Source organism: Catenibacillus scindens, from assembly GCF_014202115.1.
Taxonomy (GTDB): Bacteria; Bacillota; Clostridia; order Lachnospirales; family Lachnospiraceae; genus Catenibacillus; species Catenibacillus scindens.
On record NZ_JACHFW010000016.1, the window covers coordinates 1 to 13,616 of the forward strand.

Consider the following 13,616-nt stretch of genomic DNA (forward strand, 5'->3'; position numbering starts at 1 on the left):
TTATGCGGTATTAGCAGTCATTTCTAACTGTTATCCCCCTGTATGAGGCAGATTACCCACGCGTTACTCACCCGTCCGCCACTCAGTCAATCTCAATTCCACCCGAAGGCTTCTTCAAAACTGCTTCGTTCGACTTGCATGTGTTAAGCACGCCGCCAGCGTTCATCCTGAGCCAGGATCAAACTCTCATGTTTGAGTTTCGACTTAACGAGGTCTTTTCGAGTTTAGTCGAACCAACATCTTTTCCCTTAGCGAGCTGCTTTGCAGCGAGTTTAGTTAAAAGATGTTTCCCCGTTAATCCTGAACCAGAACAACAACTCGCTGTCATTATTCCCGTTCTTTACTTTGGTTTTTGTTCTTTGAAATTCGCTCCCCGGCGCTCTTCACAATCTTTTGTTCAGAGTTTCGGGCATTTCGACGATCGTTTAAAACGCTCATCGAAATCTTTGTGAATTTTCGGGATTGTTTTATTGTTTAATTATCAATGTTCTGTTGGTTTTTCACAACTGCTCTCTCAAGCAGCTTCAATAGATTATCATACTTTCCAATGTTTGTCAAGCACTTTTTTCTATTTTTTTCATCTTCTTTTTCAGAAGATCCTTTTCTCTGTTCTGCTCTCGCAGACAGCTTCTATATATTACCACTTCATTCTACTCCTGTCAACAGTTTTTTCAATTTTTTCAACATTTTTAGTAACAGTTCAGCCATCAGAGTTGGGCGGACAGGTTTATGTTTGCATAAGAATCTGGATGTGCCAACTCTGATGAGCTGAGCGCCCGATTGTGAGCAAAGGAGCGGCATAAGCCGTGGATCAGCGTGTTTATCTTTTGTAAACACAGGACTTCCTTTTTTATCATCATTACAGTTTCCTGTGATATTTGTCACTTTCTCTTCTGCCTCATTAAACACTCATATAAACTTACTCTTTTACCTTTTGTATGAGAAAGATAGTTGTCTTTCCCTCTCCCAATCTGTCCTCTCCCAAAAGGGGGATATTTCAATGGCCGAAACCCCAAATTTTTATGTGTTTTATAATAGCCGTTACTGGTTTGCCATTGAGAGCCTATAGCGGGGAAATATTCCTCATGAGGCAATTCTTTGATTTTTTTATCTATGAGGTTATCTGACGGCAGCAGCGACATTTAATGTTCTGTTCCAAAAATCTCCTTATTTACCCGTTCCAGATCCTGGGCTCTGCGGCCAAAAATACGCACCGCCAGATCGCCGCCAAAGAGCATGGTCACTGAGCCTTCCACATCGGCTTTTCTGTCAAGTATTTCCTGGATTTTCCTTTTATACGCTTCCGGGTCTTTGGGCCTGGAAATAAATATATTGGACAGATGTGTAAAATTCTCATACATCCCTAACCCCTCCATGTCAAACATCGAGGGAATATAGCGGGTGTTATCTCTATATATAAGAGCTTCTCCCCGGTGTATTTCCACCAGGTTATAGTAATGCCGGTAAGCAAAACGCTCCTCCCTGGCATAACGGCCGCAGGAAAGGATCTCGCTCATGGAAAACACAGACGTCTCGTCATCCAGATGGATTTCCATACGGCTCTCAAACGCGGAATCTTTAAAAGGGATCGTCGGCTGAGGGTGAAAGCAGAAGGCGGCCCCGGAATGTACCCTGATTTTCGTTGTTCTTCTGGCACATCCCTCTTTCATTTCATGGATCTTGTCATAAGACTGGGAGACAAATTCCAGATCAGCGCCTGTGCCAATATCAAACTCCAGCTCCTGGCAGTCTCCCTCCATAATTCCGGCTGAGGCGGCCATCTGCATGACACGAATTCCTCCGTTTTCCCTTGGAAAAGGCCGCATAATTTTAAAAGGCGCGGTAAAATATACATCTTCTAAAAATGTTTTTCCATCTTCCGCTTTTGCCCGCAGAAGGATTTTAGACAGTTTCCCAAACTGATTTGCGCTCATAAGTATTACATGCCCTCCAGAAGTACGTTTTTCCTGATCCAGTCAATAACCTGGTCCACATTCTCGCCGCTGCGGATGTTAGTAAAGATAAACGGACGGTCCCCGCGCATTTTTTTAGAATCCCGCTCCATCACTTCCAGGCTGGCTCCAACATAAGGCGCCAAGTCGATCTTGTTAATAATCATCAGATCCGACCGGGTGATCCCTGGCCCGCCTTTTCTCGGAATCTTATCCCCTTCAGACACATCAATGACAAAAATCGTCGCGTCCACCAGTTCCGGGGAGAAGGTTGCTGAGAGATTGTCGCCGCCGCTCTCAATAAATAACAGTTCAATATCCGGGAAACGCTCCATCATCTCGTCCACCGCTTCCAGATTCATAGACGCGTCCTCACGGATGGCCGTGTGAGGGCAGCCGCCGGTTTCAACGCCGATGATCCGCTCAATGGGAAGCACGCTGTTTTTTGCCAGAAATTCCGCGTCCTCTTTTGTATAAATATCATTGGTAATGACACCAATGCTGTACTCTTTGGCCATCTGGCGGGTCAGCGCTTCAATTAAAGCCGTTTTTCCTGAACCTACCGGTCCGGCTACGCCAATTTTTACATAAGACATATTTTTTCCTTCTTTCTGCTGCTTTTATATTTCTTCTATATTCAGATTCCCGCCTTATCTGGAAAATTCCGAAAATCCATATCAGGACATATACAGCCGGGAATAGAGATATTCATGCTCAATACTGCGAAGATCAAAGCCGGGAGCGGACAGACATAACATGTCATCGCCGGCCTCCATTGTCTTTTTGATCACATCCTCAAAAATGGGATACAGGGACGCTAAAAGCCGCTGTCCGTCAGACTGGCTCAGGGGTATGGTTTTTACGCAGTTGGTTACCACGGCAGACGTCTGTCCGTACAAAAAAGCGGACAGCACATCCATCAGATTCATTTTGGCCGCGGCGCACAAAACTCCATATGCACAGGGATGACATGTAGGCTTTTTATGCCGGCGGCGGACATAGACGTCAAAACAGGAACCGGGCAGATCAAGATCCATATAGCTGACTGTCTTTATAAAACGGCTTCCCAGCTTTTTAGAGCCTTCCCGCACTTCCTGGGGTACTCTTGAGGCGTCCATGACATTTTCCAGCCAGTCCAGCCGGTCATAATCCCCTTTAACCGCGGCCTCAAAACTTAGGCGGACCGCCAGAAGATCTGTCCACGCAAAGCTTAATTCAAGGCGGCGGCATATATATTTCCGGGCCGTTGCCAGATCATGGACGATCCCTTTCTGGATATAGGTTTCCAGACCGTAAGAATGGGCGTAGCCGCCTATAGGAAATAAAGCGTCGTTAATCTGGAGCAAAAGAAAATGTCTCTTTAAATCGTCTCCTCCCATGGCAGCCTCCTGTCAGTGATGATGATTGTGGATGGCTGCGGAAATTCTCCGGTCAAAATCCAAGGTCATTGTTTTGCGCTCCACACATATCCCATGCATTTTGGACAGCATCGCTATCATCGGCTCATTATATGGGGTAATAAATGTATTTTCCTCCTCGCCGTAAAAAAGAGGGGCGTGCCGGTTGCCGATCTCATAACAAACTTTAGCTGTCATAAAAAGATGATCCGGACGGACGGCAATGTATATCACATCGCAGGGCGGCGTATGGACCGCTACAATTTTTTCATTGTCAGCGTACAGCACGTCCCCTTCATATAATCCTCTGGTCAAAACAGAATCGTCCAGGCGTATGCCTACCTCTGTCCCCTGGTCAGTGACTTTTTTATGGATTTTTTTAAAAGCCTCATGCCATTCGATTTCAACATATTCAATGGACTTTCCCTCTGTGGAAAAGTCTGACAGACGTCCAAGAATTTTTTCACAAAGCATTGATTTCTTTACTCCTTTACACAGGCAGCGGCATCTTTTCGATGCCGCCGCTTTCTCTTTTTTTACCACATGCCGATGATCATTAACAGACCGGGAATCCATGCGGTGATGATACCCTCAATAACCTGCAAAACAGGCACAAATTTTCCAAGTTTTTTGTGGCAGATATCTTCCACAAAAGAAGTTCCCCAGAGGATCGCCCACAAATACCAGATGGCTGCCCAGCGCCAGTCCGGTATGATTCCAAGGGCCGTGCTTCCGGTAATCCCTTCGATCGTTCCGAAAACAATGGCGTTGACCGCCACAAAAGTGGAAAACCAGGCAAAGGGAATGGGACTTAATTTCCACAGCTTCATAAAAGCTACAAAGATATATGTAAAGCCAAACAAAAGGCCGGTGCCCGCGGCATAATAGTTGCCCATGACAAGATTTACCGCGTTAATAAATATGGAAAGCCCGCCAGTCAAAAGATTCATGACCGCCGTCGCCTTTCCGTCCAGTTTATAGAGGGTACACATACCGTTATTGATCAGTACAATACCCACAAACAGCAAACATACGCCTAACATATAGATTCCTCCTGATTATAGATTTAGAACACGCATTTTTTATCAGAACAACTGATACATCTGAGTCAGAGGAAGCTTCTTTGCCGGCTGGGATGTGATGGTCTCCCCGTCCACGCGCACCTCGTAAGTTTCAGGATTAACAGAGATCTCTGGCGTTTTATCATTAAATTTCATATCTTTTTTGCCGATGCTGCGGCATCCGGATACAGAAACAACGGTCTTTTCAAGATGATATTTTTCCTTTACATTTTCTTCCATAGCCGCTTTAGATACGAAGGTCAGGCAGGCCGCATATTTTGCCTTGCCGTGAGCGGCAAACATCGGGCGGTACATCACAGGCTCACAGGTGGGGATAGAAGCGTTGGCGTCGCCCATTTTTGACGCGATGATCATGCCGCCTTTAATGATCATATCCGGTTTTGCTCCGAAAAATGCCGGATTCCATAAAACAAGATCGGCAATTTTTCCTTTTTCCACAGAACCTACATATCCGGCAACGCCGTGGGTGATGGCCGGATTAATGGTATATTTGGAAATATAGCGTTTTACACGGAAGTTATCATTTCCGTGGCCCTCATCTTCCGGAAGGGGGCCTCTCTCATCTTTCATCTTGCTGGCGGTCTGCCATGTGCGGGTGATCACCTCGCCCACCCGGCCCATGGCCTGGGAGTCAGAACTCATCATGCTGAACACGCCCATGTCGTGGAGAACATCTTCCGCCGCGATAGTTTCCGGGCGGATACGGGAATCGGCAAAAGCCACATCTTCAGGGATGCGTTTGTCCAAATGGTGGCATACCATAAGCATATCCAGATGCTCGTCAATGGTATTCACCGTGTAAGGCATGGTGGGGTTTGTTGATGATGGAAGGACATTTGGAGCTGAGGCCGCCTTAATAATATCCGGGGCATGTCCGCCGCCGGCGCCCTCGGTGTGATATGTGTGGATGGTGCGCCCGGCAATAGCCGCCAGAGTATCTTCCACACAGCCGCCCTCATTTAATGTATCGGTGTGGATAGCCACCTGCACATCATAATCGTCGGCCACATTAAGACAGTGATCAATAGCTGCCGGGGTGCTTCCCCAGTCCTCATGAAGTTTTAAGCCCATAGCTCCGGCTTTGATCTGTTCCACAAGAGCTTTCTCATCGGAACAGTTGCCTTTTCCCAGAAGGCCGATATTCATAGGATACTCTTCCACAGCTTTTAACATCATTTCCATGTTCCATGGCCCCGGAGTACATGTGGTGGCGTTGGTGCCGTCCGCCGGGCCTGTGCCGCCGCCGATCATTGTGGTCACGCCGCTGTACAGGGCGCAGTCCACCTGCTGGGGCGATATAAAATGGATGTGGGTGTCCAGTCCGCCTGCTGTGAGGATCAGACCTTCAGCGGCAAGGGCCTCTGTGGAGGCGCCTACAGTCATTCCCGGCGTTACGCCATCCATAACCGCCGGATTTCCAGCCTTGCCGATCCCCGCGATCTTTCCGTCCTTAATACCTACATCCGCTTTGTAAATTCCTGTATAATCGACGATCAGGGCATTGGTGATCACCAGATCAAGGTCACCGTCAGCGCTTGTTGTGGTCACCGACTGGCCCATGCCGTCTCTCAATGTCTTTCCGCCTCCAAATTTACACTCATCACCGTAAACAGTGTAATCTTTCTCAACTTCAATAACAAGGCTTGTATCTGCCAGACGTACTTTGCCCCCTGTTGTGGGGCCGTACATCATTGCGTATTTTTCTCCGGATATTTTTATACTCATGATTCATTCCTCCATTATTCTGAAAGGAAACCTTTCTGTCTTGCGTTTTCCATAGCTGCCCCTTTTGTCATCTCAGACACCTGAGCCCGTGTCAGGTCATTCAGGCCAAAAATCCGCTTTGTCCCGCCAAATCCTGTCAACTGAACTTCCTTTTCCTCGCCGGGCTCAAACCGGACGGAAGTTCCGGAAGGAATATCCAGGTGAAAGCCGTAAGCTTTTTCACGGTCAAATTTCAGACAGCGGTTGACTTCAAAAAAGTGATAATGGCTGCCTACCTGTACAGGACGATCTCCTTTGTTTGCCACAGTCAGCACAACAGTAGGTTTATTTTCATTGAGAACGATCTCTCTGTCTGCCGGCATGATTTCTCCGATTTTCATAATGAGGACTCCTTTCTAAACAATAGGATTGTGGACAGTAACCATTTTTGTGCCATCTGGAAATGTAGCTTCAACCTGGACTTCGGCAACCATATCCGCTACGCCGTCCATAACGTCATCTTTTGTCAAAATTTTTGTTCCCAGATACATAAGCTCAGTGACCTCCCGGCCGTCTCTGGCCATCTCCATAAGTTCTGAGCTGATATAGGCCACAGCCTCCACATAATTCAGTTTCAATCCCCGCTCTTTCCGCTCTTTCGCCAGCATTCCGGCCATATGGAGCAGAAGCTTTTCCTGTTCTTTTGGTGTTAGTCGCATGGTAAGACCTCCTGTTTAAAATTTATAGTAACTGTTCAGCCATGCGGCTGGTTTAATAAAAATACAGTGCAAGTTTACTTGCAGAGGATTTTTTGTTAAACCAGACATATGGCGCCAAGCCAAATCGAAGATTCAGCCGCGCAAGCGGCGGTAAAGCAGCGTTAGCTGCAGGAATCTTAAAAGGTATGGCTGAATAGTTACCATTTATGCACAAAAAAAGACAGACAAAAAACGCTTTGTAGACGTCTTTGTCTGTCTTTCATGATGGATAATTTAGCACATCCGGCTTTATTTGTCAAGTTATCCTTTGATATATTTTAAAACATCCTGAACAGAGCTGATACCGATGACAGTGATCCCGGAAATGCCCGAAACGTTTTTAAGGTTGACCTGGGGTACTAAACACATGGAAAATCCCAGCTTTTTTGCCTCCGCCACCCGCTGCTCCACCATATTTACCGCCCGTACCTCCCCGGTAAGGCCCACTTCGCCAAACATGATAGTTTTGGGGCTAACCGCGAAATTTTTATAGCTGGAAATAATGGCGCAGACAATGGCCAGGTCAATAGCAGGCTCATTGAGCCGCATACCTCCCGCAATATTGACGTAACAGTCGCAGTTATCCAGAGGCAGTCCAAGGCGTTTTTCAAGGACAGCCATTAAAAGATTGACCCGGTTATAATCCGTACCTGCAGCGGTCCGTCTGGGCATATTAAAATTGGTCCGGCACACCAAAGCCTGTACCTCAATGAGTATAGGACGGGTACCTTCCATTGCGCAGGACACTACAGAGCCCGATGCTTCCTGGGGCCGGCCGTTGAGCATATATTCTGACGGGTTTGTGACCTGGGTCAGACCGCCCCCACCCATTTCAAACACACCGATCTCGTTAGTGGAGCCGAAACGGTTTTTCACAGCCCGCAAAAGGCGGTAGGACGCGTGGCGGTCCCCCTCAAAATAAAGGACCGTGTCCACCATGTGTTCCAGGACACGGGGGCCGGCCACTACCCCTTCTTTCGTCACATGTCCCACAATAAAAATAGTAATATCAAGACCTTTGGCAAGCTGCATTAAAACCCCTGTGCTTTCCCGGACCTGGCTTACGCTTCCAGGAGCGGAAGCGATTTCCTGCCGGTACATGGTCTGTATGGAATCAATGATAACGATCTCCGGTTTGTATTTGCGCACCACACCTTCCACAATATCCAGATCCGTCTCACACAGCATCATCATATCCTTTTCAAAGTTTCCAAGGCGCTGAGCCCGCATCTTGATCTGCTGCAAAGATTCCTCCCCGGAAATATACAAAAGAGGTACAGACTTTTGGGCCAGTAACCGGCACATCTGAAGCAGCAGTGTTGATTTTCCGATTCCCGGATCGCCTCCGACGAGAACGAGGGAGCCTTTGACAATGCCACCGCCTAAAACCCGGTCCAGCTCACCGATACCGGTCAGCGTCCTTGGCTGACTTTGCAGGCTCACCTGGGAAAGCCTGGTGGGGACAGCTGAGGCGATCTCTTTGGGCGAAGCTTTTGCGCCCCGGCTGTTCTTTGGAACTGTGGGTTCTTCCACAAAAGTGTTCCACGCTTTACATGCCGGACATTGGCCCATCCACTTAGCGCTCTCGAAACCGCACTCCTGGCAGAAAAACACAATTTTAGATTTTGCCATATTCATTCCCCTTTTTCTGTGATATTGTAACTATTCAAGACAACGTATCTTCTTGTCAGGCTAAATCCTGACAAGAAACCGCTTCCACACCGCGCAAAATGGCACGATTTTGGTAAGGAAATATCTGAGTTTCACGCATCAAAAATCGACGCGGCAAATGTCATAACAAACAATTATGACATTTGCCATAAAAAGGGCTGCCGCATCCTCGCAGCAGCCCCTGGCTTTTTATATTGTAACTGTTCAGGACAGCGCATCTTCTTGGTCGGCCTGAACCGTTACTTTATAATAATTTCTCCGGATATCTTTACACCACATGGATCTGTTTCGGTTCATCCCCCAGCTCCACACTAAAGACAAGCTTTCCGCCAAGATTTGTCCTGGCGCTTCCCACATCCACGCCGTCAACATAGACACGGTATTCCTTCTCCGCCTCAAGTCCCAGAGCAATCTGGGTATCCTCAAAACCTTCCACAGTAAAGTCGACTTCGTCGCCTTTCTGAGAAAAGTTAAGGACAACTGTGCCGGGAACAGATTCATATACAAACAGATCATTGCGCTCCAGCTTTGTGATCTCCTTATAGGTCTTTACTTTATAACTGTCACCGAAATGTTCAAAATCCGATACCTTAGACTTTGCGTCCAATTCATAGTTGCCAAAACTTAAACTGCCGTCACCCTCGGTACGGATGAGCCCCTCGATTACTGTCATCTTCATATCCTCCTGATCGTAAATTTTTTGTAACCGTTCAACCATTAAAGATAGATGGTCTGAACGGTCACAACATTTTCTTAGGTCTGTTTTCCTTATTGTAATGTAACTATCAGCCTTGCCTCTTTAGATTCCCGCAGCTAACACTACATTACCGTCCCTTACGCGGCTGAATCCTCGATTTGGCTTGGCACCATATGTCTGGTTTAATAGTTATCATTTATTATAACTTATTTTTTATGACATTTCCAGTCATTCGCCCCGGTAAAAATCAATTTTTCCCTTTTTCATTGCCAGGTGAACCGTATCCCCGGACTGCACTTTGTGGTCGAGGATAGACTCTGCCAGAGCGTCCTCCACTTCATTTTGGATAGCCCTGCGCAAAGGTCTTGCGCCGAAATTAGGATCAAAGCCATTTTCCGCCAGATGATCCAGAACCGCCCGACTGGGCTCCAAAGTAATTCCAAGCTGCTCTTTTGTCCGTGAAGAAATTTCATTAATCATAATATTGACGATCTGACGGATATCTTCTTTGCTCAGCGGATGGAATACAATAATATCATCAATACGGTTTAAAAATTCCGGCTTAAAAATCTGTTTCACTTCGTCCATAACGCCGTCCTTCATCCGCCGATAATCTTCCTGGGCATTGTCCGCCGCCATAAAGCCAAGCTTTTTTGGAGAGATAATGTTGGATGCCCCGGCGTTGGAGGTCATAATGATCACTGTATTTTTAAAATCAATCTTGCGGCCCTGGGCATCGGTAATATGTCCGTCATCCAGCACCTGGAGCAGAATATTAAATATATCGGGATGAGCCTTTTCCACCTCGTCAAAAAGGAGGACAGAGTAGGGATTTCGGCGGATTTTCTCACTGAGTTGTCCGCCTTCCTCGTAGCCCACATATCCCGGAGGTGAACCGATTAATTTAGAAACACTGTGCTTTTCCATATATTCGGACATATCTACACGGATCAGCGCGTCCTCCTTGCCAAACATAGCCTCGGCCAGGGCCTTAGACAGCTCTGTCTTTCCGACACCTGTAGGACCAAGGAATAAAAATGAACCTATAGGACGTTTTGGATCTTTTAATCCGATACGGCCCCGGCGGATTGCCTTAGCCACAGCCGCCACAGCCTCGTCCTGCCCGATAACCCGCTGATGGAGAAGCTTTTCAAGGTTTTTAAGCCGTTCCGACTCCCCTTCAGTCAGTTGTTTAACTGGAATCTTGGTCCAGACAGAGACGATATCGGCAATTTCATTCTCTCCCACAACAAGCTCCATATCTTTTTTGGCACTCTCCCACTGATGATTCAGGGTGATGAGCTGCTGTCGCAGTTCATTTTGCTCTTTTTTAATAGCTCCGGCCCTCTCATAAGCCTCTTCCCGGATAGCAGTCTCTTTATCTTCCTCCAACTGATCAATCTTTTTCTCCACCTCTTTGATCTCCGGGGTGGCAGTGTAGGAGGACAGCCGAACTTTTGAAGCAGCTTCATCAATCAGGTCAATGGCCTTATCCGGAAGGAAACGGTCGTTAATGTATCTGGCGGACATTTTTACCGCCGCACTCAAAGCCTCGTCAGTTATGCGCACATGGTGATGCTCCTCATAGGCAGGACGCAGACCTTTTAAAATTTCCACCGTCTCTGGTTCTGACGGTTCATCAACAACCACCGGCTGGAACCGCCGCTCAAGAGCTGCGTCCTTCTCAATATATTTGCGATACTCCTCAATAGTTGTGGCGCCGATGATCTGTATCTCGCCCCGGGCCAATGAAGGCTTTAATATATTAGAGGCGTCAATGGCTCCCTCCGCGCCGCCGGCACCGATAATCGTATGGATCTCGTCAATAAACAGCAACACGTTTCCGTCCTCCCGGACTTCACTGATGATCTTCTTGATCCTCTCCTCAAACTCGCCCCTGTACTTAGATCCGGCCACGATCCCTGAAAGATCCAGGGTGACAAGACGTTTATCCCGAATCGTATCGGGAATATTGCCTTCCACGATGCGTCTGGCCAATCCTTCGGCGATGGCTGTCTTACCCACGCCCGGTTCGCCGATGAGACATGGATTATTTTTTGTTCTCCGGCTAAGGATCTGAACCACGCGGGTAATCTCGTCATTGCGGCCCACCACCGGATCAAGCCGGCCTTCCCTCGCCAGGGCAGTGAGATCCCGGCTGTACTGATCCAATGTCTGCGTCTTGCTCTTGCCTTTATGTCTGCCGCTTTTTGCGCCAAACTCAGTTTTTGCCGAGGATGTATCATAGCCCATGGCGCTTAAAATATCTGCGTACAATTTCTGTATATTTACCCCCAGAGTCGTCAGAAGACGTACGGCCACACAATCGTTTTCTCTGAGCATGGCAATGAGCAAATGCTCTGTGCCGATGGCCTGGGCGTTAAAGCGCAGGGCCTCCCGCCCGGCAAGCTCAAGGATTCTGCGGCTTCGGGGCGTATAGTCAATAACGTCGGCCACTTCCACATTACCGCTGGTGATAAGCTGCTCCACAAGGCGCATAACTTTATCTTCGGTAATATCGTTTTCCGCCAGTACCTGGCTGGCGAGGCCGTCCTCCTCACGGAGAAGGCCGATAAGCAGATGTTCCGTCCCTATATAATTGTGGGAAAGTTCTGAGGCAACATCTGCCGCGTACTGCATGGCATTGGCCGCCATCTGTGTAAACCTGTATTGCATAAACTAGCCTCCTTACTGTTGGATACTGGGCAAATGGCTGTGGATATACCGTGCCCGGCAGGCATGGCGCTCCCTGCTTCCGAGATTTTTTCCCTCGGAATGCATAAGTGTGGCAGGAAGTACCCCCAGCATGACTGAATAAATATCTCCGGCAGAATCTTCCGGCTTTAAAATGCCCTCATCAAAGCCAAAACGGATATTGGACAGATGATTCAGGGCCTCACCAGCGCCAAACATTTTGCCATATTTTAATATGCCGTAACTGCGGTATACAATATCCTCAATTTCAGAACGGTTCTTTTTAAGCTGCCGCTCTCTGGAGCCCCGCTCGTGGTCTGTCACCTGTACCATCATATTATTCAGGGACGACAGAATATCTTCCTCGGAAATTCCCAGTGTATGCTGATTGGACAGCATATAAATACTTCCCAGGGCTCCAGTGGCATCCCCGTACATATTTCGGAGCATAAAGCCCAGACGGTTTAACTCATCGGACAAAGGCTTAATAAGTTTTTCCCGTTCCAAAAAAGGTAAATGCATAATATATCCGGCCCGCAGCCCGGTACCCAGACTTGTGGGACAAGATGTGATATATCCATATTTATGGTTGTAAGCGTACTCCAGCCGTTCGCTGAGTACATCGTCCAGGCTGTCCGCTCTTTTATATACCTCTTCCAGAGAAATACCTCTGGACACAGTCTGTATCCTGAGATGATCTTCCTCGTTGATCATCACACACTCTGATTCATCCTGAGAGGTAATTAGCCCTGCCGGCTGCTTTTTATCTCTCAGCAGAGGGGTGATCGTACACCGCTCCGCCAGGGAATTTTTTGCCTGAAGATCCATATGGTTCATGTCAAAATATCCATAATAATCATTTCCCAGAGTCTGCTGTCCAAAAAACTTGCCCCGGACTTCCTTTACAAGATTTTCAGCCTGTGTATCATCTATTTTTATAGAAAAGGGATACTTTACAAGATTTCTTGCCAACCGCACTCTTGAGGCCACAAGGATGTGATTGTCGGACCGGTCTGTCTCATACCATTTTTTCATCCTTACACACCTCCTCTGAATGAAGTCGGCGGATCTCATCTCTAAGACGGGCAGCCTCCTCATATTCTTCATCTTTTATGGCCTTGGCCAATCTTCCTTTCAACTCCACAATCTCATGGGAATCCCCTTCCTGGATCCGGGCAGCCGGCAATGGCAGCGGCGCGTGTTCCCCCTTTTCCTCTTTTCCGGACAGTTCCGTGACAAAAGAAATATCCGGGATGGCCACAGTCTCCTTGCCTTCATATTTCTTGCCGCAATGTTCGCAGCTCCCCTGGATCTTTTTAAGATAATCGTCCAGCAAAAAGCCGAAAGTGTGGACGCATTCCGGACATCCGAACTTGCCATATTTTAAAAACTCATTGTAAGTCATGCCGCACTTGTGGCACACAAGGTTTGTCTTTTTAGCGTCGTCCTCCTTGGCAATACCGGTCTGCCCCAACACGCTGGTCAAAAGACTGGCCAGGAGGTTGCCCGGAGTCAGTCCGGATCCGTCCCCGTCAAAAGCCGTATACTTGGCCGCACATTCCGGGCACAGATATTGTTCTTTTTTTATACCATTTATAATCTCTGTGTAACAGATCACAGCTTCATTCTTATGACAGATACTACATAACATGACAGATCAT

Annotated in this window: 13 protein-coding genes and 1 rRNA gene; all 14 read right to left on the minus strand. The window is 47.5% G+C overall.

Going from position 1 to position 13,616, the window contains the following annotated elements; all coding sequences use genetic code 11:
* Positions 1-194 (minus strand): 16S ribosomal RNA (locus tag HNP82_RS15005); the annotation flags it as partial.
* 948 nt (positions 195-1,142) lie between these two features.
* Positions 1,143-1,934, minus strand: a complete 792-nt coding sequence (locus tag HNP82_RS15010) for an urease accessory protein UreD (protein WP_183776047.1) — start codon at positions 1,932-1,934, stop codon at positions 1,143-1,145.
* Positions 1,935-1,939: 5 nt separating this feature from the next.
* The gene (ureG, locus tag HNP82_RS15015) at positions 1,940-2,548 is read right to left on the minus strand and encodes an urease accessory protein UreG (RefSeq protein ID WP_183776049.1); all 609 of its coding nucleotides are present in this window, start codon (positions 2,546-2,548) and stop codon (positions 1,940-1,942) included.
* 81 nt (positions 2,549-2,629) lie between these two features.
* The gene (locus HNP82_RS15020) at positions 2,630-3,331 is read right to left on the minus strand and encodes an urease accessory protein UreF (RefSeq protein ID WP_183776051.1); all 702 of its coding nucleotides are present in this window, start codon (positions 3,329-3,331) and stop codon (positions 2,630-2,632) included.
* A gap of 12 nt (positions 3,332-3,343) precedes the next feature.
* Positions 3,344-3,823 (minus strand): urease accessory protein UreE, encoded by a 480-nt coding sequence (locus HNP82_RS15025; RefSeq protein WP_183776053.1) that lies wholly within the window; start codon positions 3,821-3,823, stop codon positions 3,344-3,346.
* 62 nt (positions 3,824-3,885) lie between these two features.
* Positions 3,886-4,392 (minus strand): AmiS/UreI family transporter, encoded by a 507-nt coding sequence (locus HNP82_RS15030; protein ID WP_183776055.1) that lies wholly within the window; start codon positions 4,390-4,392, stop codon positions 3,886-3,888.
* 42 nt (positions 4,393-4,434) lie between these two features.
* Positions 4,435-6,156 (minus strand): urease subunit beta, encoded by a 1,722-nt coding sequence (gene ureB / locus HNP82_RS15035; RefSeq protein ID WP_183776057.1) that lies wholly within the window; start codon positions 6,154-6,156, stop codon positions 4,435-4,437.
* 14 nt (positions 6,157-6,170) lie between these two features.
* Entirely contained in the window at positions 6,171-6,536 is a 366-nt protein-coding gene (locus tag HNP82_RS18130) for an urease subunit beta (RefSeq protein ID WP_243164795.1), read from the minus strand.
* A 15-nt stretch (positions 6,537-6,551) separates the two neighbouring features.
* A complete protein-coding gene (gene ureA / locus HNP82_RS18135; RefSeq protein WP_243164796.1) occupies positions 6,552-6,854 on the minus strand; it encodes an urease subunit gamma in 303 nt (100 codons plus the stop codon).
* 300 nt (positions 6,855-7,154) lie between these two features.
* Positions 7,155-8,525, minus strand: a complete 1,371-nt coding sequence (gene radA, locus HNP82_RS15045; protein WP_183776059.1) for a DNA repair protein RadA — start codon at positions 8,523-8,525, stop codon at positions 7,155-7,157.
* Between the two features lie 307 nt (positions 8,526-8,832).
* Positions 8,833-9,237 (minus strand): endosialidase, encoded by a 405-nt coding sequence (locus HNP82_RS15050; protein WP_183776061.1) that lies wholly within the window; start codon positions 9,235-9,237, stop codon positions 8,833-8,835.
* 252 nt (positions 9,238-9,489) lie between these two features.
* Positions 9,490-11,937: an ATP-dependent Clp protease ATP-binding subunit gene (locus HNP82_RS15055; protein ID WP_183776063.1), complete on the minus strand. Its 2,448-nt coding sequence runs from the start codon at positions 11,935-11,937 to the stop codon at positions 9,490-9,492.
* Positions 11,938-11,949: 12 nt separating this feature from the next.
* A complete protein-coding gene (locus tag HNP82_RS15060) occupies positions 11,950-12,990 on the minus strand; it encodes a hypothetical protein (RefSeq protein ID WP_183776065.1) in 1,041 nt (346 codons plus the stop codon).
* Positions 12,974-13,606: a UvrB/UvrC motif-containing protein gene (locus HNP82_RS15065; protein WP_183776067.1), complete on the minus strand. Its 633-nt coding sequence runs from the start codon at positions 13,604-13,606 to the stop codon at positions 12,974-12,976. The genes HNP82_RS15060 and HNP82_RS15065 overlap by 17 nt, the downstream gene beginning before the upstream one ends.
* Positions 13,607-13,616: the final 10 nt, after the last annotated feature.

What these genes read in the sequence shown, in the direction of transcription:
- ureA (WP_243164796.1), bottom strand. Translation starts at nt 6,854, where the DNA reads ATGCGACTAACACCAAAAGAACAGGAAAAGCTTCTGCTCCATATGGCC.
- HNP82_RS15050 (WP_183776061.1), bottom strand. Translation starts at nt 9,237, where the DNA reads ATGACAGTAATCGAGGGGCTCATCCGTACCGAGGGTGACGGCAGTTTA.
- HNP82_RS18130 (WP_243164795.1), bottom strand. Translation starts at nt 6,536, where the DNA reads ATGAAAATCGGAGAAATCATGCCGGCAGACAGAGAGATCGTTCTCAAT.
- HNP82_RS15030 (WP_183776055.1), bottom strand. Translation starts at nt 4,392, where the DNA reads ATGTTAGGCGTATGTTTGCTGTTTGTGGGTATTGTACTGATCAATAAC.
- HNP82_RS15010 (WP_183776047.1), bottom strand. Translation starts at nt 1,934, where the DNA reads ATGAGCGCAAATCAGTTTGGGAAACTGTCTAAAATCCTTCTGCGGGCA.
- ureB (WP_183776057.1), bottom strand. Translation starts at nt 6,156, where the DNA reads ATGAGTATAAAAATATCCGGAGAAAAATACGCAATGATGTACGGCCCC.
- HNP82_RS15020 (WP_183776051.1), bottom strand. Translation starts at nt 3,331, where the DNA reads ATGGGAGGAGACGATTTAAAGAGACATTTTCTTTTGCTCCAGATTAAC.
- ureG (WP_183776049.1), bottom strand. Translation starts at nt 2,548, where the DNA reads ATGTCTTATGTAAAAATTGGCGTAGCCGGACCGGTAGGTTCAGGAAAA.
- HNP82_RS15025 (WP_183776053.1), bottom strand. Translation starts at nt 3,823, where the DNA reads ATGCTTTGTGAAAAAATTCTTGGACGTCTGTCAGACTTTTCCACAGAG.
- HNP82_RS15065 (WP_183776067.1), bottom strand. Translation starts at nt 13,606, where the DNA reads ATGTTATGTAGTATCTGTCATAAGAATGAAGCTGTGATCTGTTACACA.
- HNP82_RS15060 (WP_183776065.1), bottom strand. Translation starts at nt 12,990, where the DNA reads ATGAAAAAATGGTATGAGACAGACCGGTCCGACAATCACATCCTTGTG.
- radA (WP_183776059.1), bottom strand. Translation starts at nt 8,525, where the DNA reads ATGGCAAAATCTAAAATTGTGTTTTTCTGCCAGGAGTGCGGTTTCGAG.
- HNP82_RS15055 (WP_183776063.1), bottom strand. Translation starts at nt 11,937, where the DNA reads ATGCAATACAGGTTTACACAGATGGCGGCCAATGCCATGCAGTACGCG.